This window comes from Streptomyces sp. NPDC041108 (genome assembly GCF_055592645.1).
The window spans coordinates 1-23176 of sequence record NZ_JBVIYK010000003.1 but is presented as its reverse complement, the minus strand read 5'-3'; the positions used below and the strand labels follow the sequence as shown (position 1 = coordinate 23176).

The following is a 23176-nucleotide window of genomic DNA, read 5'->3' as shown; positions in this document are numbered from 1 at the left end:
TCCTGACGGGGTTCACTTGCCGGGGTCGCCGAGGGCGGCGGAGGTCTGGGCCTGGATCGCCGTGATGGCGACCGTGGTGACGATGTCCTGGACGAGCGCTCCCCGGGACAGGTCGTTGACCGGCTTGCGCAGCCCCTGCAGCACCGGCCCCACCGCGAGCGCGCCCGCCGACCGCTGTACGGCCTTGTAGGTGTTGTTGCCGGTGTTGAGGTCCGGGAAGACCAGCACCGTCGCCTGGCCCGCGACCTCGGAGTCCGGCAGCTTCGTCGCCGCGACACTCGGCTCCACGGCGGCGTCGTACTGGATCGGCCCCTCGATCAGCAGATCGGGCCGCCGCGCGCGCACCAGCTCGGTGGCCCGGCGCACCTTGTCGACGTCGGCGCCCGAGCCGGAGGTCCCCGTGGAGTACGACAGCATCGCGATCCGCGGGTCGACCCCGAACTGCCGTGCGGTGGCGGCCGACTGGACGGCGATGTCGGCGAGCTGCTCGGCGTCCGGGTCCGGGTTGACCGCGCAGTCCCCGTAGACCAGCACCTTGTCGGCGAGGCACATGAAGAAGACGGACGAGACGATGTCCGCGTCCGGCCGGGTCTTGATGATCTCGAAGGCGGGCCTGATGGTGGCGGCGGTGGAGTGCACGGACCCCGACACCATGCCGTCGGCGAGCCCCTCCTGGACCATGAGCGTGCCGAAGTAGTTCACATCGGACACCACGTCGTACGCCAGCTCGACGCTGATGTTCTTGTGGGCGCGGAACTGGGCGTACTTCTCGGCGAACATGTCCCGCCACGTGGAGGTCGCCGGGTCCACCAGCTGGCTGTCGCCCAGGTCGATGCCCAGGTCGGCGGCCTTCTTGCGGATCTGCTCGACGGGGCCGAGCAGGGTGAGGTCGCAGACACCGCGCCGCAGCAGCACCTCGGCGGCGTGCAGCACGCGCTCCTCGGTGCCCTCGGGCAGCACGACACGGCGCTTGTAGGAGCGGGCCTGTTCGAGGAGGGTGTGCTCGAACATCATCGGCGTGACACGGTCACTGCTCGGCGCGGAGACCCTGCCCCGCAGCTGGGCGGTGTCGACGTACCGCTCGAACAGGCCGAGCGCGGTCTCCGCCTTGCGCGGGGTCGCCGCGCTCAACTTGCCCTCCATGGAGAAGAGTTCGGAGGCGGTGAGGAAGGAACCCGTCTCGACGGCGACCACGGGGGTGCCGGGCGCGAGACGTGCGGCGAGGGTCAGGACCTCTTCGCTGGGCCGCTCGTTCAGGGTGAGCAGCACTCCGGCGATCGGCGGGGTGCCGGCACTGTGGGCGGCGAGCGCGCCGACGACCAGGTCCGCGCGGTCACCTGGGGTGACGACCAGACAGCCCGGGGTCAGGGCGTTGAGGAAGTTGGGCAGCATGGCCCCGCCGAAGACGAAGTTCAGCGCGTCGCGGGCGAGGCCCGCGTCGTCGCCGAGGAGCACCTTGCCGCCGAGGGCGTGGGTGATCTGGGCGACGGTGGGCGCGGAGAGCGCCGGCTCGTCGGGCAGGACGTAACAGGGCGCCGGGAGCGGCAGCCGGGAGTCCCCGAGCCGCTCGGCTATGTCGTCGCGGTCGGCGGGTGCGACCCGGTTGACGACCATGGCGAGCACGTCGCAGCCGAGGCCGTCGTACGCGCGGAACGCGTTGTGGGTCTCGGCGGCCACGGACTCGGCCGTCTGCTTGCGGCCGCCGACGACGGGGATGACGGAGGCGCCGAACTCGTTGGCGAGCCGGGCGTTGAGGGAGAGCTCGTCCGGGAACTGGGTGTCGGCGAAGTCGGTACCGAGGACGAGGACGACGTCGAAGTCGCGCGCGACGGCGTGGAACCGGTCGACGAGCGCCGACACCAGCTCGTCCGTGCCGTGCTGGGCCTGGAGCGTGGACGCCTCGTGGTAGTCCATGCCGTACACGGTCGCCGGGTCCTGGGTGAGCCGGTACCGTGCGCGCAGCAGATCGAAGAGACGGTCCGGCCCGTGGTGCAGCAGCGGCCGGAACACCCCCACCCGGTCGACCTGGCGGGTCAGAAGCTCCATCACCCCCAGCTCCACGACCTGGCGGCCGTCGCCGCGGTCGATCCCGGTCACGTACACGCTGCGCGTCACGTGTGCTCTCCGTTTCATGTGGGACGTGTAGGACGTGTGGTGCGGTTGGCGGGGGTTCGGTCGGCAGGGGTGAAAATCACCGCCGTGGCGGACGGAAACCCTCTTGACAATACCCCTGACCATGGATAAGGCGCCCATCAGCCCGGAGGGGCCCCCACGAGGGTGCCGGGCGGGGGCGGACGGGCGCGGCGCCCCCCTGGTTGCCGTGAAACAATCGGACTGGCTCATCAGTACCAGTACCGAGCAGGACGATCAGGACGATCAGGAGACCCAGCACGATGCGTATCGGAGTTCTCACCGCAGGCGGCGACTGTCCGGGCCTGAACGCAGTGATCCGGTCGGTCGTGCACCGAGCGGTCGCCCAGTACGGCGACGAGGTCATCGGCTTCGAGGACGGCTACGCCGGTCTGCTCGACGGCCGGTACCGCAGCCTCGACCTGGAGTCCGTCAGCGGCATCCTCGCCCGCGGCGGCACCATCCTCGGCTCCTCCCGCCTCCAGCGCGACCGCCTCCGCGAGGCCTGCGAGAACGCGCAGGACATGGCCCACCGGTTCGGTATCGACGTACTGATTCCGATCGGCGGCGAGGGCACGCTGACGGCCGCGCGGATGCTGTCGGACGCGGGCCTGCCGGTGGTCGGCGTCCCGAAGACCATCGACAACGACATCTCCTCGACGGACCGCACCTTCGGCTTCGACACGGCGGTCGGGGTCGCCACGGAGGCGATGGACCGCCTGAAGACGACCGCCGAGTCCCACCAGCGTGTGATGGTGGTCGAGGTCATGGGCCGGCACGCGGGCTGGATCGCGCTGGAGTCGGGGATGGCGGCGGGTGCGCACGGCATCTGCCTGCCCGAGCGCGCATTCGACCCGGCCGACCTGGTGAAGATGGTCGAGGAGCGCTTCGCGCGCGGCAAGAAGTTCGCGGTCATCTGTGTCGCCGAGGGCGCCCACCCCGCCGAGGGCTCGATGGACTACGGCCACGGCGCGATCGACCAGTTCGGCCACGAGCGCTTCCAGGGCATCGGCGCCGCGCTGGCGTACGAGCTGGAGCGGCGCCTCGGCAAGGAGGCCAAGCCCGTCATCCTCGGCCACATCCAGCGGGGCGGCACCCCGACCGCGTACGACAGGGTGCTCGCCACGCGCTTCGGCTGGCACGCGGTCGAGGCCGCGCACCGCGCCGACTACGGCCGGATGACCGCGCTGCGCGGCACCGACGTGGTCATGGTGCCGCTGGCGGAGGCGGTGACCGAGCTGAAGAGGGTGCCGAAGGACCGGATGGACGAGGCGGAGTCGGTGTTCTAGACCGGCCGACCGGCCGACCGTCCCGGCCGGGTCAGTGGGCCGCGGTTCTGCGGACCAGTGCCCAGAAATGGCCGATGATTCCGTCCAGGTAGTCGCGGCCCGCGTCGCCCGCGTCGGTGGCGGCGGTGCCGTTGGCCCAGGTGAGGGTGGCGGTCATCAGGTTCTGGTAGTCGGTGTGCATCTCCCGCAGGACGTCCTCCAGGAGGTGCCGGTCGAGGTGCCGGTCGAGGGACAGCAGCTTGACGGCCGGCCGCACGTGCGCCTGCCAGCGGGTGGTCACCGCGGCGTGGAGGAGTTCCCTGAGGCGGGCCTCGCGCCCCGTGGCGATGACGAGTTCGGGGATCGTGAGGTCGAGCGCGACCCCGAGGGCGGCCGCCTGGCGGTCCGTGCCGCGCCACTCCTCGCTCTCCTCCATCCGCAGATACGCGGAGAGTTCGAGCCCGGCCGCGCGGGCGATGTCCTCGGCGGCGAGACCCCGGGCCGTCCGGTGCTCGCGCAGGGTCCGGGGCGTGCCGATGAGTTCGGCCGTCGAACACCACAACACACCCGCGAGCGCGGTGAGTTCGGGGCCGGTGGGCGGGACGCCGCCGCGTTCCCAGGCGGCGACCAGGTCGGGGGTGACATAGGGGAGCCCGTACGAGGAGCGCATGCCGTACGCGACGTGCTCGGGCCCCATGCCGAGGGCGATACGGAGGCTGCGGGCGGCGGGGGCATTGAAGGGCGGGGTGGGGGCTTCGGTCGTCCGGAGGTCCGGGTGCGGCTGTGAAAGCGGCCGTTCGGGTTCATGGGCTGAGCGTCGGTGCACGCCCACAACGTAGGACCGCGAGAGGGTGGTGACTACGGGCTGTTCGGCCACAATCACGGATCGTGGGAACCTACGGCGGGTGCGGCGTCCGTGACTCCCGCTTTCCGGGGCCTCGGCGAGGGCGACGGGGGTAGGGATGGCCGCATGACACAGCTGGACGGACACATACGCGAGCGTCTACTGGCGCCGAACTTCTGGCACTTGGCGACGGTCGGGCCGGACGGGGCTCCTCAGACATCACCCATGTGGGTGGACATCGAGGCCGTGGGCGACGCCGAATACGTCATGGTCAACACCTCCGTGGGGCGGGTGAAGGAGGAGAACCTGCGCCGCGACCCACGTGTCTCCCTGTCCCACATCGACACCGGGAACCCCTACGACCGGGCCGAGATCCGGGGTCGGGTGGCGCGGTTCGTGGAGGGCGACGAAGCGCTGCGCGCCATGGACCGGCTCACCCAGAAGTACCTCGGGGAGGAGCGGTATCCGTGGCTGCTGCCCGGAGAACGGCGCCTGATGATCCTGATCGAGCCGGTGCGGGTGCGGCGGGTGGTGGGCGTGGAGCCGTTCCGTGCGGGGGTGCTGCCGCAGGGGTGAGGGACGAGGAAGCGGGCCGGCCGGCCGTGGAAGCCGGCCGGGCCCCACCGCCTCGCCCACGCGCCTCGGCCCCTCACCCCTTGACCGCCCCGCCCAGCGCGAACCCGCCGCCCAGCCGCCCGGCCACGCCCACGTACAGCAGGATCACCGGCGTCGAGTAGATCACCGAGAACGCCGCCAACTGCCCGTAGACCACCGTCCCCCGATTCCCGAAGAACTCGTTGATGCCGACGGCCGCCGGCATCTGTTCCGGGGTGAGCAGCAGCATGAACGGGACGAAGAAGTTCCCCCACATCATCACGAACGAGAAGACGGTCACCACGGCGACGCCCGGCCCCATCAGCGGGAGCACCACCCGCAGCAGGGACTGGAACGACGACGCGCCGTCCGTCCACGCCGCCTCCTCCAGCTCCTTCGGCACGCCGTCCATGAAGTTCTTCATCAGCCAGATGGCGAACGGCAGTTGGGACGCCGCGAAGAAGAAGATCGTGCCCTGCATGGTGTCGATCAGGTTCACCTGGACGAACAGCGCGTACACCGGGACCATGATCGCCGTGATCGGCAGGCTCGTCGCGAACAGGATCGTCAGGAGGAAGGGACGGTTCAGGCGGGAGCGGAAGCGGGAGAGCGGGTAGGCCGCCAGCGCCGCGCACACCACCGTCAGCGCCGTGCCGCCGCCGCACAGCAGCAGACTGTTGAGCAGCGGTGTGAAGGTGATCTCCGGGGTCAGGACGGCGTCGAAGTTGTCGAGAGTCACTCCGTCCGGGATCCTCACCGTCAGGTCCGCCCGCGGATCCACGGACGAGAGGATCACCCAGGCCAGCGGGAGCACGAAGGCCGCGGCGACGGCGAGGAGGCCGGCGTCGGCGGCCAGGCGGTGGCGAAGGGCACGGCGGGAGACGGGAGTCCGGTGCATCGGGGCCACCACCCTCACACCTCCGTCCGCAGCAGCCGCAGATAGATCACCGAGAACAGCGAACCCACCACCAGCAGCAGGAGCGCCACGGCCGTGCCGTAGCCGATCATGCTCTTCTGGAACGCCTCCTCGTACATGAAGAGAGGGAGCGTCTGGCTCTTTCCCCCCGGGCCGCCTCTCGTCATCACCCAGATCAGGCCGAAGACCGACAACGTCTGCAGCGTGATGAGCATCAGGTTCGTGGCGATCGAGCGGCGGATCATCGGGAGCGTGATGTGCCACATCCGGCGCCAGCCGCCGGCGCCGTCCACCTCCGCCGCCTCGGTGATCTCCTTCGGGATCTCGTTCAGGGCCGCCGAGTAGACGAGCATGGAGAAGGCCGTGCCCCGCCACACGTTCGCGAAGGACACCGCCAGGATCGGGAGGGTGTAGAGCCAGTTCTGGGGCGGGAGGTGGAGCCGGTCCAGCAGGGCGTTCAGCGTCCCCTCGCGGCGGAAGAAGGCGTAGAGCAGGAAGCCGGCCACCACCTCCGGGAGCACCCAGGCCGTGACGACGATGCCGCCGACCAGGGTGCGGACGGGTTTCGAGGCGCGCCGCATCAGGGCGGCCAGGGCCAGGCCGAGGGTGTTCTGGCCGAGCAGGGCCGAGACCACCGTGAAGACCAGGGTGAGCCGGACCGCGTTCAGGAACGCCTCGTCGCCGAACGCCGTCCGGAAGTTCTCGAAGCCGACGAAGGAGTCCTCGGCCTGGCCGGTGAGCTGGAGGTCGGTGAAGGCGATGTAGGCGCAGTAGGCGATGGGGCCGGCGAGGAAGAGGACGAGGAGGACGGTCGCGGGGGCGAGGGGGAGGGCTCGGGAGAGCGCCCGGACCGCGGGACGGGGCGCTCCCTCCACGGCCTGCCCCTTCATGCGCGGGGGCTCATTCCTCGATCACCTGGTCGTCCGTGGCCCTGCGCAGTTCCTCGTCGTAGTTCTCGGCCGCCTCGGACACGGTCGCGTCGCCCGTCGTCACGGACTCCATCGCCTCCTGGATGGCCGCGGAGACCTTGGGATACGCCGGGTAGGCCGGGCGGTAGTGCGTGCTCGACACCAGGTCGGTGAAGAACTCGATGCCGGGCTGGGCCTTCGCGTACGCCGGGTCCTCGGCGACGTCCTTGCGGACCGCGATCCCCGAGTTGGCGATGTACCACTTCCGGGCGTTCGCCTTCGACTGCATCGTCTTGACGAACTCGAAGGCGAGGTCGGGGTTCCCGGCCTTGGCGGGGATCGCCCAGGTCCAGCCGCCGGACATGCTCACCTTGCCGGGGGCCCGGCCGTTCTGCGTGGGCATGTGGGCGAGGCCGAGCTTTTGCGACCACTGGGGCCAGGCGTGGCCGCTGCCGGGCAGCCAGTCCTGGGGGAGCCAGGAGCCGTCGAGGTTGATGCCGAGCCTGCCCTCGGGGAGGAGTTCGCCGCGGACGCGGGTCGCGATGTTGGGGTCGAGGGCGTCGGAGACCTCCGGGCCGAGCTTCTCCCGGTAGACCGTCTCCACGAAGGCGAGGGCGTCCCGGAAGCCCCGTGTGCCGGCCTTCCACTTCTTCGACTTCCCGTCGTACAGCGGGTCCGCGCCACCGGTCGTGGCGCCGTCCGTGCCGTAGAGGAGCATCTCGAAGCCCTGCATGGTGGCGGCTTCACCGGCGGGTTTGCCCGTGTAGACGTTCAGGGGGACGACGCCGGGGACCTTGTCCTTGATCGTGCGGGCCGCTGTGAGGATCTCGGCCCAGTTCCTCGGCTGCCAGTCGGCGGGCAGGCCCGCCTTTTTGAAGATCGTCTTGTCGAACCACAGGCCACGGGTGTCCGTGCCGTCCGGAATGCCGTACGTCTTGCCGTCCTCGGCCTTCGCCGCGGTCCTGGCCGTGTCGATGAACTGGTCCCAGTCCGGCCAGTCCGCCAGATAGTCGTCGAGCGGTTTCAGATAACCGCTGGTGATGTCCGAGTTGATGAGGAACGTGTCCTCGTAGACCAGGTCCGGTGCCGTCTTCGGCGAGCGCAGCATCTGCTGGACCTTGGTGTAGTACTCCGAGTCCGGGGCCTTGATCGGGACGAGCTTCACCTTCTTGCCCGGATTCGCCTTCTCGAACTGTTTCCTGACGTCGGCGAGGAAGGTGTCCATCACCCGGACCTGGTTGTCCGTGGACTGTTTGTAGGAGACCTCCACGGTGTCCGGGTCGCTGCCGGAACCGCTGCCGCAGGCCGTGAGGACGCCGGGCGCGGTGATCGCCAGGGCCGCGGTGAGGAGGAGACGGAGGGGGGACCGGTGGGGGCGGGGTGCGGTGGGGCGCACGGGCACGACCTCCTGCTGGCTACGTCGTTGTGGCCTGGGTGGGTGCCCGGTGACCGTACGAGGAATGGTCTAGTCAGGTCAATGCGTGTGCACCGACCACCGGGATCCGCCGCGCGGCCGCTACCCCTTCACCCACCGGTACTGCAGTTCAGGCCGCCCCACCTGCCCGTACTGCGGACTGCGGGCCGCCCGCCCGGCGTCCACCAGGTGCTCCAGATACCGCCGGGCCGTGATCCGGGAGATGCCCACCGCCTCCGCCACCCGGGCCGCCGTCAGGCCCTCGCCCGCGTCGCGCAGTGCCACCGTCACCCGCTCCAGGGTCGGCGCGCTCAGCCCCTTGGGCAGGGCCGCCGGACCCGGGGCCCGCAGGGTCGCCAGGGCACGGTCCACCTCGTCCTGGCCGCTCGCCTCGCCGGCCGCCGCGTGGAACTCGGCGTAGCGGACGAGACGGTCGCGGAGGGTTGCGAAGGTGAACGGTTTCAGGACGTACTGGACCACACCCAGCGACACCCCTTCCCGCACCACCGTCAGGTCCCGGGCCGACGTCACCGCTATCACGTCCGCGTGATGCCCCGCCGCGCGCAGGGAGCGCGCCAGCTGCAGACCGTGCACGTCCGGCAGATGGAGGTCCAGCAGCAGCAGGTCCACCGGCATGCGTTCCAGGGCGCGCCGCGCCTCCGCGCCCGTGTGGGCCTTGCCGACCGCCGCGAAGCCGGGGACACGGCCGACGTACATCATGTGCGCGTCGGCGGCCACGGGGTCGTCCTCGACGACCAGGACTCTGATGGGATCGGCACCGGTCATACGTCGTCGCCTCCAGCCACTGTGGCCCGAGGGGCCTGGACAGCCTTGTCCCGCATGGCCGGGACCGGCCGCTCGCCGCCGCCCGTGCCCAGCGGCAGCCGCACCTCGAACTGGGCCCCGCCCCCGGCCGCCTCCGCCACGGTCAGCGTGCCACCGTGGCGGCGCGCGGTCTGCCGTACGAGGGCCAGACCCAGCCCCCGGCCGCCGGGGCCCGCCGGCTTCGTGGAGAAGCCGCGCTCGAACACGGCCTCCGCGTGGGCCGGGTTTATGCCGCTGCCCGTGTCCGACACCCTCAGCACCAGCACGGGGTCGTCCGCCGGTCCGTCCGCGCCCACCGGCCGGTCCGCCTCGTCCGTGTACGCCGTCACCGTCACCCTCGCCCCCACCGAACCCTGCGCCGCGTCCACCGCGTTGTCGATCAGGTTGCCCAGGACCGTCACCAGGTCGCGCGCGGGCAGCGACTCCGGGAGCAGGCCGTCGTCGATGCGGCTGTCCTCGGACACCACCAGCTCGACGCCCCGCTCGTTCGCCTGGGCCGCCTTGCCCAGCAGCAGGGCGGCGAGGACCGGTTCACTCACCGCCGCGACGACCTGGTCCGTGAGGGCCTGCGCCAGTTCCAGTTCCGCCGTCGCGAAGTCGATCGCCTCGTCGGAGCGGCCCAGTTCGATGAGCGAGACGACCGTGTGGAGACGGTTCGCGGCCTCGTGCGCCTGGGAGCGCAGCGCCTGCGTGAAGCCGCGCTCGGAGTTCAGTTCGCCCGTGAGGGACTGGAGTTCCGTCACGTCCCGCAGCGTGACCACCGTGCCCCGGCGCTGACCGCCCGACACCAGGGAGGTGTTCACCACGAGCACCCGTTCGGCGGTGAGGAGCACCTCGTCCACCCGCGGCTCGGAGGAGAGCAGGGCGCCCGTCAGCGGGGCCGGCAGGCCCAGCTCCGCCACCGAGCGGCCCACCACGTCGTCCGTCACCCCCAGCAGCTCCCGGGCGCCGTCGTTGATGAGCGCCACCCGGTACTGCCCGTCGAGCATCAGCAGGCCCTCGCGCACGGCGTGCAGGGCGGCCTGGTGGTAGTCGTGCATGTTGCTCAGCTCGGCGGCGTTCATGTTGTGCGTGTGGCGGCGCAGGCGGGCGTTGACGACGTAGGTGCCCATGCCGCCGAGGGCCAGGGCACCGGAGGCGACGCCGACGAGGGCGGTGAGCTGTTCCTGGACCCGGTCGCTGATCGCCTGGACCCGGATACCGGCGCTGACCAGGCCGATGACCTTGCCGTTCTCCATGATCGGGGTGACCGCGCGGACCGACGGGCCGAGGGTGCCCGTGTAGGTCTCGGTGATCGAACCGCCCTGCCGTGCCTTCTCGATGTGGCCGAGGAAGTGCTCACCGATCCGGTCGGGGTCCGGGTGCGTCCAGCGGATGCCGTCGGGGGTCATGATCGTCACGAAGTCGACGCCGGCGTGCCGCTGCACCTCGGTGGCGTACGGCTGGAGCCGCTCGGTGGGATCGGACGTGTGGATCGCCGCCCGGACCGACGGGGCGTCCGCGACGGTGGCGGCCACGGCCAGGGCCTGACGGGTCCCCGCCTCCTCCGCCTGCGAGCGGTCGCTGACGTAGGTGAACAGCGCGTATCCGGCCAGGAGGGCGGCGATGAGCACCGCCTGCACGGCGAAGAGCTGGCCGGCCAGGCTGCGGGGGCGGAGGCGGTGCGGGACGCGCATGGCAACAGTCTGCACGCACGGGTTGGCGTGAACTAAATGAACGGAAGGGTGACCGCCCTCACAGGGCGGGGGATAGTCGGCGCATCGACTCGTCCAGCACATGGACACCGACAGGGAGTACGACTCCCGCACCGGGACCTCCAACCCCGAGCCGCCGGGAGCCCGTCTCCCACCCCAGGGAGCCCCCCCAGCTCCCACCGCCGGAAACCTCGCGGTTTCCGGTCCGGAAGCCCGCCGGCTTCCACCGCCGGGAGCCCCGGCTCCCACACCCCCCGGGAGCCTCGCTCCCACCGCCGCCGGAAGTCCCCCAGCTGCCGGCTCCGGGAGCCCGCCGGCTCCCGACCCGGGAGCCGGTCTCCCACCCGGGAACCCGCCGGTTCCCACCCTGGGAGATCGTCTCCCGAATTCCCCCGGTCGTGAGCCGCACGCCGGAACAGCGAGCCGACGACGTCGTCGACGAGGAGGGCAGCCGTGGCCAGCAGCACCCATACGGCACCTACCGCTCCCGCCAAGCGGGACCGCACCCACTACCTGTACATCGCCGTGATCGTGGCCGTGGCCCTCGGCATCGCCGTGGGGCTCATCGCCCCCGACTTCGCCGTCGAGCTGAAGCCCATCGGCACCGGCTTCGTGAACCTGATCAAGATGATGATCTCGCCGATCATCTTCTGCACGATCGTGCTGGGCATCGGGTCCGTACGGAAGGCCGCGAAGGTCGGCGCCGTCGGCGGTATCGCCCTCGCCTACTTCACGGTGATGTCGCTGGTCGCCCTCGGCATCGGCCTGGTCGTCGGCAACATCGTCGAGCCGGGCACCGGCCTCGCGGTCACCGACGCGATCAAGGAGACCGGTCAGGCGCAGGTGTCGGCGGAGGCCAAGGACACCACCGAGTTCCTGCTGGGCATCATCCCGACGACCATCGTCTCCGCCTTCACCGGCGGCGAGGTCCTCCAGACGCTGCTCGTCGCCCTGTTCGCCGGTTTCGCGCTCCAGGCCATGGGTGACTCCGGTCAGCCGATCCTGCGCGGTGTCGAGCACATCCAGCGCCTCGTCTTCCGCATCCTCGCGATGGTGATGTGGGCCGCCCCGATCGGTGCCTTCGGCGCGATCGCGGCCGTGACCGGTTCCGCGGGCCTCGACGCCCTCAAGAGCCTCGCCGTGCTGATGCTGGGCTTCTACATCACCTGCTTCCTCTTCGTCTTCATCGTCCTCGGCGCGCTGCTGCGGGTCGTCGCGGGCATGAACATCTTCACGCTCTTCAAGTACCTGGGCCGTGAGTTCCTGCTGATCCTGTCCACCTCCTCCTCCGAGTCGGCGCTGCCGCGCCTCATCGCGAAGATGGAGCACCTGGGTGTCAGCAAGCCCGTCGTCGGCATCACCGTCCCGACCGGCTACTCCTTCAACCTCGACGGCACCATGATCTACATGACCATGGCGTCCCTGTTCATCGCCGACGCCATGGGTACGCCGATGTCGGTCGGGGAGCAGATCCCGCTGCTGCTCTTCCTGCTGGTGGCCTCCAAGGGCGCGGCCGGTGTCACCGGCGCGGGTCTGGCGACCCTCGCGGGCGGTCTGCAGTCCCACAAGCCGGCCCTGGTGGACGGTATCGGCCTCATCGTCGGCATCGACCGCTTCATGAGCGAGGCCCGCGCCCTCACCAACTTCGCCGGCAACGCGGTCGCCACGGTCCTCATCGGTACCTGGACCAAGGAGATCGACAAGGAGCGCGTGGGCGAGGTGCTCGCCGGGCAGCTGCCCTTCGACGAGAAGACGCTGCTGGACGACGGGCACGGCCCCGCGCCGGAGGCCGCCGCCGAGCCCGACGGTGAGAAGGAACTCGCCAAGGCGTGAGGCTCCGCCCCCGGCAGTGCTGAGGCCGGCCCTTCCGGGAAGGCCCCCGCGAACCCCGTACGGCCGGGTCCTCCCCCCGTAGACCCGGCCGTACGGTTCCACGAAGGACAACTGAACAAGCACCCCGGAACACCGAACGGCCAGGTCCTCCCCCTATAGACCTGGCCGCTCGGCTTTCGGCGTTCCTTCCTTCCTTCCTCCCTTCCTGAGTCCCCTCCCGCCTTCCCCGGGCTTTCCTTGACGTCGGGGTCAAGGAATACGGTCCTCTCATGCGCATCGGGGAGCTGGCGGAACGGGCCGGGACGACGACACGGGCGTTGCGGTACTACGAGGCGCGGGGGCTGCTGCCCGCGCGGCGGGCCGGCAACGGGTACCGGACGTACGACGAGGACGACCTGAAGCTGCTGCGGCAGATCCGCGTCCTGCAGGACTTCGGGTTCGGCCTGGAGGAGACGCGGCCCTTCGTGGAGTGTCTGCGGGCCGGGCACCCGGAGGGCGACTCGTGCCCGGCGTCGCTGGCGGTGTATCGGCGGAAGCTGGACGAACTCGACGCGCTGATCGGTGAGCTGGCGGCCGTGCGGGCGTCGGTCGGCGAGCAGTTGGCGCGGGCCGAGCGGGCGCGGGAGCGGCTGGCGGCCGAGGCGGAGGCTCCGGGGGGTCCGGAGCCGGCATGTGAACTGGGAGGCGGGGAGCTGTGATCAGGGCGGCCGGTGTGGCGGAAGTGACGGACGCGGACTTCGAGGCGGAGGTGATCGGGGCGGAGCTGCCGGTGCTGGTGGAGTTCACGGCCGACTGGTGTCCGCCCTGCCGGCAGATGGGGCCGGTGCTCACCGCCCTCGCCGAGGAGGAGGGCGGCCGGCTGAAAGTGGTGCAGCTGGACGTGGACACCAATCCGGAGACCACCAACGCCTACCGGGTGCTGTCGATGCCGACGTTCATGGTGTTCCGGGGCGGGGAGCCGCTGAAGGCCATGGTCGGCGCGCGGCCGAAGCGGCGGCTGCTGGAGGAACTCGCCGACGTGCTGTGAAGCCTCCGGCGGACCCGCTCCGAACTTTCTCCGAACACAGGAAATCCCCCGAGTGCATTGCGCTCGGGGGATTTCCTTGCGTATATTTGACGGTTCGCGACTTCGATGAAATCGAGTCGCAGAGAAGCTCAATGAGCAGAGTATATCCGGGCGGGAGTGGAATTGTCAAACACCGGCTTTTCGCATGATTCACACGATGAATTGCGGCGCGAGCAGGAATTCATCGACGGGGTGTACGCCCGCGTGGACGCCCTGCGCGGTGAGACCGAGACGTCCGTCACGGACGCGCTCGCCCAGGGTCACACCCCCCGGCAGGCCCGGCTGGAGCGGGACATCCTCGTCGCCGAACGCTCGGGGCTGCTGGCCGCGCTGAACGCCGTGGACGGTTCCCTCTGTTTCGGCCGGCTCGACCTCGCCGACGGGGACGTCCACCACATCGGCCGGATCGGGCTGCGGGAGGACGACACCGAGCGCACCCCGATCCTGATCGACTGGCGGGCCGATGTCGCGCGCCCCTTCTATCTCGCCACCGGCCACACCCCGATGGGCCTGCGCCGCCGCCGGCACATCACCACCGAGGGCCGCCGGGTCACCGCCCTGCACGACGAGATCCTCGACCTCGGCGACGCCACCCGCACCGGCTACGAGGACCCCACCGGCGACGCCGTCCTGCTCGCCGCCCTCGACTCCGCCCGCACCGGCCGCATGGGCGACATCGTGCAGACCATCCAGGCCGAGCAGGACCGCGTCATCCGTGCCCCGCACCAGGGGGTGATGGTCGTCGAGGGCGGCCCCGGTACGGGCAAGACCGCCGTCGCCCTGCACCGGGCCGCCTTCCTCCTCTACGAGCAGCGCGAACTGCTCGCCAAGCGCGCCGTCCTCGTCGTCGGCCCCAACCCCGCCTTCCTCGGCTACATCGGCGAGGTGCTCCCCTCGCTGGGCGAGACGGGCGTCCTGCTGTCCACCGTCGGCGAATTGTTCCCCGGCGTACGGGCGACCGCGGCCGACACCCCCGAGGCGGCCCGCGTGAAGGGGGACGCCTCCATGGCCGACGTGCTCGCGGCCGTCGTACGGGACCGGCAGACCCTGCCCGACCCGGTGATCGCCATCGAGCACGACCGGGAGATCCTCATGCTCGACGACGACCTCGTTCGGGTCGCCCGCGAGCGCACCCGCGAGGCGAAACTCCCGCACAACGCGGCCCGCGAGCACTTCGAGGGCCACATCCTCAACACCCTCACGGACATGGTCGCCGAACGCATCGGCACCGATCCGTACGACGGCACCAACCTCCTCGACGCGAGCGACATCACCCAGATCCGTGACGAACTCGCCGAGAACCCCGAGGTCTGGTCGGCCATCGGCCGGCTGTGGCCCCGGATCACCCCCCGCCGCCTGATCGCCGACTTCCTCGCCGAGCCCGACGCGTACCTGTCCGCGGAGGACGCCGACGCCGTACGCCGTCCGGTCACCCGGACGTGGACCGTCGCCGACGTGCCCCTCCTCGACGAGGCCGCCGAACTGCTCGGTGAGGACGACCGGTCGGCGCGGGCGCGCGCCGAGCGCGAGCGGGAGACGCAGATCGCCTTCGCGCAGGGCGTGCTGGAGGTGTCGTACGCCTCGCGGACCTACGAGTTCGAGGACAAGGAGGACAGCGACCCCGACGGCTCCGAGGTGCTGTCCGCGCACGACATCATCGACGCCGAGCGGTTCGCGGAGCGGCACGAGGAGGACGACCACCGCAGCGCCGCCGAGCGGGCGGCGGCCGACCGGACCTGGGCGTTCGGGCACATCATCGTCGACGAGGCGCAGGAGCTGTCGCCGATGGCCTGGCGGCTGCTGATGCGGCGCTCGCCGACCCGCTCGATGACCCTCGTCGGCGACCCGGCCCAGACCGCGGAGGCCGCGGGCGTCGGCTCCTGGGCCGACATCCTCGCCCCGTACGTCCAGGACCGCTGGGAGCACACCCGGCTCGCGGTCAACTACCGCACCCCCGCCGAGATCATGGCGGTCGCGGCCGGCGTCGTCCGCGCCGAGCGGCCGGACTTCGAGCCGCCCAGCTCCGTACGGTCCACGGGCGTACGCCCCTGGGCGCGGCGCGCGGCGGCCGGGGAACTGCCCGCCGAGGTCGCCAAGGCGGCCGCCGAGCTGACCCCGGCGGAGGGGCGGCTCGCCGTGATCGCGCCACGCGAGCTGCACCGGGCGCTCGCCGCCCGGCTGGACGGGGTGACGGCAGGCGCGGAACCCGACCTGACCAGGACCGTCGTCCTCCTCGACCCCCGGCAGGCCAAGGGGCTGGAGTTCGACTCCGTCCTCGTCGTCGAGCCGGCGCGCCTCGGCACGAGCGACCTGTACGTCGCGCTGACACGGGCGACGCAGTCGCTCGGCGTCGTCCACGCGGAGGACCTGCCCGCGGCGCTGGCGGAGGAACTGACGGTGGCGTGAAGTCGACGGGTGGGGGCTGTCTGGCGGCTACCCGCCAGACAGCGTTCCCGCCACCGTCACCACAAGTGCATCAGGGATCACCAACCCGTAACATTTATGGTCATCGTCACTGCTCGTGCACGGTTCATGCGGTATGCGTGTCGGTCATGGAAACACATCCGTTCGCGGCCGCCCCGGCCGGCGGCCCGGGCCTGGAATCGCTGCGCGTGGAGCCGCTGTTGACCGCGGAGTTCGACGCGGACCCGGGCAGTGTCTACGAGCGGCTGCGGAGCACCTACGGTCCCGTGGCGCCCGTAGGGCTGATGGGGGTACCGGCGTGGCTGGTTCTCGACTATCGCGAGGTGCTGGAGGTCCTGCGCAACGAAAGCGTCTGGCGGCGTGACGTCCGGCACTGGCGGGCGCGGGCGGAGGGGCGGCTGCCGAAGGACTGGCCGCTCCTGGCCGGGTACGAGGTCCGGCAGACCATGTTCTTCGACGACGAGGAACACCGGCGGGCCCGGCTGAGCCACCACTCGGCCATGCGGCCCTTCCAGGACGGCCACTCGCCCGAGGGCTGGGAGCTGAGGGCGGCCGTCGCACGGTACGCCGACGAGCTGATCGCCATGCTCGCGGCCGAGTCCGGGACGAGCGGGTTCGCCGATCTCGCGGCCCAGTACACCCGGCCGCTGCTCCTCATGGTCACGACCAAGCTGTTCGGCTGCCCCGTCGAACTCGGCGACGAGATGGTCATGGACCTGTGGCGGATGCTGGACGGCGGGCCGGACGCGGGGCCGGCCACCGGGCGGGCGCTGGGCGCGATGACCCGGCTGGCGGCCCACCGGCGGTCACGGCCCGGGGAGGACCTGACCTCCTACATGCTGCTGTCCGACCCCACGCTGAGCGACGAACAGCTGGGCCGTGAGCTGTTCATGAACGCGGTCTACCTGAACGACATCACCGGCAACATGGTCTGCAACACGCTGCTGGAGGTGCTGCGGGGCAACGCGACGGTCCGGCGGAGCCTGTCCGACGGGCAGCTCGGGGAGACGGTGAACCGGGCGGCGCTGGTGAATCCGCCGACGGCCAACCTGTGCTTCCGGTTCGCGGCGCGTGATGTGCGGCTGGGGAACTACTGGATCCGGGCGGGTGACATCGTGTCGCCGTCGGTGGCGGCCGCGCACCGGGATCTGCTCGCGGTGGGCTCCTCCCACCTCGTCGACTCCGCGATCAGTACGCGGGCGCATCTGGCGTGGGGCGCCGGGCCGCACCAGTGTCCCAGCGCCGCACGGGAGTTGGCGGGGACGATCGTGACCACCGCGGTCGGGCGGGTCTTCGATCACTTCGCTCGGGCGGAGCTGACCCTGCCGCCGGACCAGCTGCCCTGGCGGTCGGGGCCGGTGGTGCGGGGGCTGCGGTTGTTGCCGGTGCGGTACGAGCTCGCCGGGCACAGTGCGGCTCGGGGGGCGGTGAGGCGGCGGGACGGGGGTGGGTCGTCCGGGGTGTCGCCGGTGACCCCTTCGAGGGGGCCGTCGGGGGAGGCGGTGGTGCCGTCCGTGGAGCCGGCGGCGGAGCGGGTGGGTGAACGGGCGGGGAGTGGGTTGCTGGGGGCGTTGCGGCGGATGATGTCCCGGGGGCGGAGGGGTGGGTGACCGCCCCCGGGTTCACTCTCGTCCGCGGGGCCGGTGGGGGCCGGCCCCGCGGATCCCCGCGCCCCTGAGAAGCAGAGGCTTCACCCCCTGCTTCTCAGGACCACCCGCGCACGGACTCAGGCCGGGCGGAGCCAGACCGTGGAGAGGGGCGGCAGGGTGACGCGGATGCTGGCCGGGCGGGCGTGCCAGGGCTGCGGGTCGGGTTTCACGGGCGCCGGCGCCGTGGCGTCCGTCCCGCCGTAGGCCGCCGCGTCCGTGTTGAGGATCTCGCGCCAGGCCGGGACGTCCTCCGGGACACCGAGCCGGTACTCCTCCCGGACCACCGGGCTGAAGTTGGAGACGGCCAGCAGGGGCGTACCGTCCTCGGCGAACCGCAGGAACGCCAGGACGTTGTCGTCCGCGGAGTCACCCGTGATCCAGGAGAAGCCGGCGGGCCGGGTGTCCTGCTGCCAGAGCGCCGGTGTCCGGCGGTACTCCGCGTTGAGGTCGCGGACGAGGTCGCGCACCCCCCGGTGGTCGGCCTCGGCACCGTACGCGGGATCGAGCAGCCACCAGTCGGGCCCGTGCGCCTCCGACCACTCGGCACCCTGTGCGAACTCCTGCCCCATGAAAAGGAGTTGCTTGCCGGGGTGCGCCCACATGAAGCCCAGGTACGCCCGGTGGTTCGCCCGCCGCTGCCACCAGTCGCCCGGCATCTTCGACACCAGGGAACCCTTGCCGTGCACGACCTCGTCGTGGGAGATCGGCAGGACGTAGTTCTCGCTGTACGCGTACACCATCGAGAAGGTCATCTCGTGATGGTGGTGCTTGCGGTGGACGGGGTCCTTGGCCATGTAGTCCAGCGAGTCGTGCATCCAGCCCATGTTCCACTTCAGGCCGAAACCGAGACCGCCGAAGCCGCCGGGGCCGGTGTGGTGGGTGGCGCGGGTGACACCGTCCCAGGCCGTGGACTCCTCCGCGATCGTCACGACGCCCGGCACCCGCCGGTACACCGTCGCGTTCATCTCCTGGAGGAAGGCGACCGCGTCCAGGTTCTCCCGGCCGCCGTGCTCGTTCGGCGTCCACTGGCCCGGCTCGCGCGAGTAGTCGAGGTACAGCATCGACGCGACGGCATCCACCCGCAGCCCGTCGATGTGGTACTCCTCGCACCAGTAGACGGCGTTCGCCACCAGGAAGTTGCGCACCTCGCGGCGGCCGTAGTCGAACTCCAGCGTGCCCCAGTCGGGGTGCGCCGCCCGCTTCGGGTCCGCGTGCTCGTACAGCGGACGTCCGTCGAACTCGGCCAACGCCCAGTCGTCACGCGGGAAGTGGGCCGGCACCCAGTCCATCAGCACACCGATGCCGGCCCGGTGCAGGGCGTCGACCAGGTACTTGAAGTCGTCGGGGGTGCCGAGGCGCGCGGTCGGGGCGTAGAAGCCGGTGACCTGGTAGCCCCAGGAGCCGCCGAAGGGGTGCTCGGCGATCGGCAGCAGTTCGACATGGGTGAATCCGAGGTCGGAGACGTACGCCGGGAGCTGCTCCGCCAGCTGCCGGTACGTCAGGCCCGGCCGCCAGGACGGAAGATGGACCTCGTAGACCGAGAACGGCGCCTCGTGCGCGGGGGTCTGTGTGCGCCGGGCGAGCCACTCCTCGTCGCCCCACTCGTACCGCGAGGCGTGGATGACGGACGAGGTGTTCGGCGGGACCTCCGTACGGCGGGCCATCGGGTCGGCCCGCAGCGTCTTGGAGCCGTCCGGCCGGGTGATCTCGAACTTGTACAGCTCGCCCTCGCCGATCCCCGGCACGAACAGTTCCCACACGCCCGAGGAGCCCAGCGCACGCATGGGGTACCCCGTGGCGTCCCAGAAGTTGAAGGTGCCGGCCAGGCGCACGCCGCGCGCGTTCGGTGCCCACACGGTGAACCGGGTGCCGGTCACGCCCTGGTGGGTCATCGGCTCGGCGCCGAGCGCCCGCCACAGCTCCTCGTGGCGCCCCTCGCCGATCAGATACAGGTCCAGCTCACCGATCGCGGGCAGGAAACGGTACGCGTCCTCCGTCTCCTGCACGGCGCCCTCGTACGACACCAGCAGCCGGTACGCCGCCGGCACCTCCCGCAGCGGCAGCAGCGCCGAGTAGAAGCCGCCCCCGTCGTCGTGCAGCTCGGCCCGCAGCGTGTCCACCACCACGCTCACGCCGAGCGCGTAGGGCCTGAACACCCGGAACACCACACCCCCGGGCACGGGGTGCGCGCCCAGCACGGAGTGCGGCGCGTGATGGGTCCCGGCCAGCAGCCGTTCACGATCGGCGCCGTCCATCGCGGGGGAGGTGACGGGGTGGGCGAGGGCGGGTTCGTCGTGGGGGTCGTCGGCCGGCTCGGGGGTCTCCTGCCGGGGGACCGACGGCTGCGGCAGCACCGGTTCGGCGGCGGCCTGCTGGGGGACGACCGGCTCGGGGGCGGGTGAACCGGAGGTTGCCTGCTGGGGCAGCAGGGGCTCCGGGGCCGGTGATCCGGTCGACACCGGAGCGGAGGGAGGTGTCCCTCCGTCCGGCGGGCCGGCCGGGACCAGCACCGCGCTCTCCGCCTGCCGCGGCGACTTCACGGCCTTCCTGGCGACGGCACGCCGGGCCGCGGCCTCGGTCGTGACGACGTCCTCGGGCGGCGCGGCCTTCTTGGTCGCCGCCTGCTTCTTGACCCCTGCCTGCTTCTTGACCCCCGCCTTCTTGGCGGTGGCCTTCTCCACGGCGGCGGCGGTCTTCTTCACAGCGGCGGCGGTCTTCTTCACGGCGGCGGTCTTCTTCACCGCGGTGGTCTTGGCGACGGCCCGCTTGGCGACCGGTTTCTTGGCGGCGGCCTTCTTCGAGCCGGCGGTCTTCGTGACCTGCTTCGCGGACACGGCGGACTTCGCCGGTGCGGTCTGCGCCACGGAGGTCTCCGCGTCAGCGGCCTTGGCGTCAGTGGTCCGAGCGGCAGCGATGTCGCCGTCCGAGGTCCGAGCAGCCGCGTCCTCGGCGGTCACCGTCTTTTTCGTCACGGCCTTCTCCGCTACGGCCTTCTCCGCTACGGCCTTGGCCGCTGCCGCCTTCTTCGAGGCGGCCGACTTCGCGACAGTCTTCGTCGACGCGGCGGGTTTCGTCACGGCGGTCTTGGCGACAGCGGCTTTCGGGTCAGTGGTCCGAGCGGTCGCAGCCTTGGCGGTGACAGCCTTCTTCGCCACGGCCTTTTTCGCCACGGCCTTCTTCGCCACGGCCTTCTTCGTCGCCGTCTTCTTCGCCACGGCCTTTTTCGCCACGGCCTTCTTCGCCACGGCCTTCTTCGTCGCCGCCTTCTTCGCCACGGCTTTCGTCGCTGCCGCCTTCTTGGCCGGGGCCTTCACGGTCGCGTCCCCGCTCTCGGCAGCACGCCCCGACGCGGGCTTCCCGGCGGCCGCATCGACCTCGATCGACTGCTTCGCCGCCGGTGTCCCCTCGCCGGCCTTCTCGGCCGCGGCCTCGACCTCCGCCGCCTCGACGCCCGCCGCCTTCCGGGGTTTCCGCGTCGTCCCTGCCGTCCTCACCGCCCGAGGTGTCTCCTCGGCGGCCGCGGCCCGCGTGGTGCCGGCCGGCGTGTTCGTCGCTCGCTTTGCCGCCGCCTTCTTCGTCGCCGTCTTCTTCGCGGTCGCCTTCTTCGCCACGGCTTTCTTCGCGGCCGGGTTGTTCGTGGCCGTCTTCTTCACCGGGGCGGCCCCCTCGACGGGGGGACCGGCGGGCTGGGTGCTGTCGTCGGACGGCGGGCGGGGAGTCACAGGTACTGCCTCCTCGGCAGGGGCTGGGCTGGGGCGGTGTCAGGGGGTGTCGGCGTTGGGGTCCGTGGCCAGCCGGTGCACGGCGGCCAGGGGCACCGGTAGCCAGTCGGGGCGGTGGCGGGCCTCGTAGAGGACCTCGTACACGGCCTTGTCGGTCTCGTACGCGCGCAGCAGCACGGGATCCGTACGCGGGTCGGCCCCGGCGACGTCCGCGTACCCGGAGCAGTACGCGGCCCGGCAGACGGTCGCCCAGTCGGCGGCCGGGGGCCGGAGGGAGTGCGCGGCGTAGTCGAAGGAGCGGAGCATGCCGGCGACGTCACGGGCGACGGGCTGCGGCAACCGCCGCTCGGCCAGCGGCTTCGACGGCTCGCCCTCGAAATCTATGAGGGACCACTCCCCGGAGGGCGAGCGCAGGCTTTGCCCGAGGTGGAGGTCGCCGTGTATGCGCTGGGCGGTCCAGGTGCGCCCCTCGGCGGCCAGGTCGGCGAGCGCCGCGAAGGCCGTGCGCAGACCGGGGACGTACGGCCGTAGCGCGGGGACGGCCTGGGCGGCGGCCTCCAGGCGCCCGGTCATCCCGTCGACGAGCGCCTCCAGTTGCGGCCGCCCGAGGGTGACCGTGGGCAGGGCCCGCGCCAGCGCCATGTGCACCTCGGCGGTCGTCCGGCCCAGTGCCCGCGCCTCGGCGGTGAAGTCCTCGCCCTTGGCCAGCACGCTCAGCGCCAGCTCCCAGCCGTCCGCCGCGCCGTGCAGGAACGGCTGGAGGACGCCCAGGACGTGGTGGCCGTCGCCGCCGGCGGCGGTCCGGTCCAGCTCCGCCACCATCCAGGCCACCGGCGCCGGCACCCGGGGGCAGCCGACGCGGGACAGCTCCCTCGGCAGTTCGAGGTCGGGGTTGTCGCCGGGCACGATCCGGCGGAACAGCTTCAGGATGAACGTATCGCCGTAGACGAGGGAGGAGTTGGACTGCTCCGAGGTGATCAGGCGGGGCACCAGGCCCTCGGGGATGTCGTGCCGGGTGTCCCGTCCGCAGCGCAGCTCGCCGATGTGGGCCTCGGTCCGCATCGCCTCCAGAAGGACCCCGGCGAGCCGCGGGTCGTGCAGCGCCTCGTAGATCGTGCGTCCGGCCAGCGGCCCCTCGGCCACGTGCCCGATCAGCGCGGGCGCCAGCCGTGGCGGCAGCGTCTCGCGAACGCCGAGCAGCAACTGGTAGCAGTCGCCGGGGTGGGCCGGGGCTCCCTGGGACGGCACCAGCGGCTGGTGGGCGCGGACGAGCAGGTGGAGCAGCCCGGCCTTGGCGGTGCCCGTGGGCAGCAGCTCGGTGGCCGCCACCAGACTGAACCCGGCGACCGGCCGGCCCTTCCCCGCGAACCAGCGCTGCCGTGGCAGCCACTCCCGCAGCAATGGCTCCAGGGAGAGGAGCAGCCCGGGGGAGGGCTCCGTGGCGGGCGGTGGAGCGGGACTTGGCGCGGTGGGGTGCGTGGCGGCTTCCGACATGGCCTCGCGTCCTTTCCCCGGGGGCGGGGTGTTCCTGTCTGCGTGCCCCGGGCGGGCCGGGAGAAACCGGCCCGCCCGGGGTTCGGGCCGGGCTTACACGGTGTCCTTCCGCAGGCGGAACCAGTAGAAGCCGTGGCCCGCGAGGGTGAGGAGGTAGGGCAGTTCACCGATGGCCGGGAAGCGGACTCCGCCGATGAGTTCGACGGGGTGGCGTCCTTGGTAGGCGCGCAGGTCGAGTTCGGTGGGCTGTGCGAAGCGGGAGAAGTTGTTCACGCACAGCACGAGGTCGTCCCCGTCGCCCTCGATGGAGGGTGCCTCGCGGAGGTAGGCGAGCACGGCGGGGTTGGAGGACGGCAGTTCGGTGTAGGTGCCGAGTCCGAACGCGGGGTTCTGTT

General features: G+C 71.4%; 17 protein-coding genes. 7 read left to right on the top strand and 10 right to left on the bottom strand.

The annotated features are described in order from the left end of the window. Window positions 1–12: 12 nt before the first annotated feature. Window positions 13–2115 carry a phosphate acetyltransferase gene (gene pta / locus ACZ6BB_RS09620; protein ID WP_471614755.1) on the bottom strand — a complete coding sequence of 701 codons (2103 nt, stop codon included), beginning with the start codon at window positions 2113–2115 and terminating at the stop codon, window positions 13–15. A 278-nt stretch (window positions 2116–2393) separates the two neighbouring features. On the opposite strand from pta, the gene ACZ6BB_RS09615 reads away from it, so the two are divergent. Continuing rightward, window positions 2394–3419 carry an ATP-dependent 6-phosphofructokinase gene (locus ACZ6BB_RS09615; protein WP_471614754.1) on the top strand — a complete coding sequence of 342 codons (1026 nt, stop codon included), beginning with the start codon at window positions 2394–2396 and terminating at the stop codon, window positions 3417–3419. Between the two features lie 31 nt (window positions 3420–3450). Here the strand turns inward: ACZ6BB_RS09615 and ACZ6BB_RS09610 are convergent, their stop codons facing one another. Continuing rightward, window positions 3451–4224, bottom strand: coding sequence for a helix-turn-helix domain-containing protein (locus tag ACZ6BB_RS09610; RefSeq protein WP_471614753.1), 774 nt, complete (start codon window positions 4222–4224; stop codon window positions 3451–3453). A gap of 144 nt (window positions 4225–4368) precedes the next feature. Between ACZ6BB_RS09610 and ACZ6BB_RS09605 the strand changes: the two genes are divergently transcribed. Continuing rightward, complete coding sequence (locus tag ACZ6BB_RS09605) at window positions 4369–4818, top strand: PPOX class F420-dependent oxidoreductase (protein ID WP_471614752.1); 450 nt, start codon at window positions 4369–4371, stop codon at window positions 4816–4818. A 73-nt stretch (window positions 4819–4891) separates the two neighbouring features. Here the strand turns inward: ACZ6BB_RS09605 and ACZ6BB_RS09600 are convergent, their stop codons facing one another. From ACZ6BB_RS09600 to ACZ6BB_RS09580, 5 genes are all read right to left on the bottom strand, one after another. After that, window positions 4892–5734, bottom strand: a complete 843-nt coding sequence (locus ACZ6BB_RS09600; RefSeq protein WP_471614751.1) for a carbohydrate ABC transporter permease — start codon at window positions 5732–5734, stop codon at window positions 4892–4894. 14 nt (window positions 5735–5748) lie between these two features. Next, on the bottom strand, window positions 5749–6642 hold the full coding sequence (locus ACZ6BB_RS09595; protein WP_471614750.1) for a carbohydrate ABC transporter permease: 894 nt from the start codon (window positions 6640–6642) through the stop codon (window positions 5749–5751). A 10-nt stretch (window positions 6643–6652) separates the two neighbouring features. Further along, window positions 6653–8062: an extracellular solute-binding protein gene (locus tag ACZ6BB_RS09590; protein WP_471614749.1), complete on the bottom strand. Its 1410-nt coding sequence runs from the start codon at window positions 8060–8062 to the stop codon at window positions 6653–6655. 114 nt (window positions 8063–8176) lie between these two features. After that, a complete protein-coding gene (locus ACZ6BB_RS09585; protein WP_471614748.1) occupies window positions 8177–8860 on the bottom strand; it encodes a response regulator in 684 nt (227 codons plus the stop codon). Further along, the gene (locus tag ACZ6BB_RS09580) at window positions 8857–10575 is read right to left on the bottom strand and encodes an ATP-binding protein (protein ID WP_471614747.1); all 1719 of its coding nucleotides are present in this window, start codon (window positions 10573–10575) and stop codon (window positions 8857–8859) included. The genes ACZ6BB_RS09585 and ACZ6BB_RS09580 overlap by 4 nt, the downstream gene beginning before the upstream one ends. Before the next feature lie 471 nt (window positions 10576–11046). Here ACZ6BB_RS09580 and ACZ6BB_RS09575 point away from each other — a divergent pair, with 471 nt between their 5' ends. The 5 genes from ACZ6BB_RS09575 (at window position 11047) to ACZ6BB_RS09555 (ending at window position 17526) form a co-directional block, all read left to right on the top strand. Beyond that, the gene (locus ACZ6BB_RS09575; protein ID WP_471614746.1) at window positions 11047–12426 is read left to right on the top strand and encodes a cation:dicarboxylate symporter family transporter; all 1380 of its coding nucleotides are present in this window, start codon (window positions 11047–11049) and stop codon (window positions 12424–12426) included. Window positions 12427–12695: 269 nt separating this feature from the next. Then, window positions 12696–13124, top strand: a complete 429-nt coding sequence (locus ACZ6BB_RS09570; protein ID WP_471614745.1) for a MerR family transcriptional regulator — start codon at window positions 12696–12698, stop codon at window positions 13122–13124. 14 nt (window positions 13125–13138) lie between these two features. Then, window positions 13139–13453, top strand: coding sequence for a thioredoxin family protein (locus tag ACZ6BB_RS09565; RefSeq protein WP_471614744.1), 315 nt, complete (start codon window positions 13139–13141; stop codon window positions 13451–13453). Window positions 13454–13654: 201 nt separating this feature from the next. Continuing rightward, window positions 13655–15898 carry a HelD family protein gene (locus ACZ6BB_RS09560; protein ID WP_471614743.1) on the top strand — a complete coding sequence of 748 codons (2244 nt, stop codon included), beginning with the start codon at window positions 13655–13657 and terminating at the stop codon, window positions 15896–15898. A 146-nt stretch (window positions 15899–16044) separates the two neighbouring features. After that, window positions 16045–17526, top strand: coding sequence for a cytochrome P450 (locus tag ACZ6BB_RS09555; RefSeq protein WP_471614742.1), 1482 nt, complete (start codon window positions 16045–16047; stop codon window positions 17524–17526). Between the two features lie 116 nt (window positions 17527–17642). Here ACZ6BB_RS09555 and glgB read toward each other — a convergent pair whose 3' ends face one another. From glgB to ACZ6BB_RS09540, 3 genes are all read right to left on the bottom strand, one after another. Further along, window positions 17643–20288: a 1,4-alpha-glucan branching enzyme gene (gene glgB, locus ACZ6BB_RS09550; RefSeq protein WP_471615293.1), complete on the bottom strand. Its 2646-nt coding sequence runs from the start codon at window positions 20286–20288 to the stop codon at window positions 17643–17645. Between the two features lie 1038 nt (window positions 20289–21326). Further along, on the bottom strand, window positions 21327–22781 hold the full coding sequence (locus ACZ6BB_RS09545; RefSeq protein WP_471614741.1) for a maltokinase N-terminal cap-like domain-containing protein: 1455 nt from the start codon (window positions 22779–22781) through the stop codon (window positions 21327–21329). Between the two features lie 93 nt (window positions 22782–22874). After that, a partial coding sequence (locus ACZ6BB_RS09540) for an alpha-glucosidase C-terminal domain-containing protein (protein ID WP_471614740.1) occupies window positions 22875–23176 on the bottom strand: 302 nt, incomplete at its 5' end.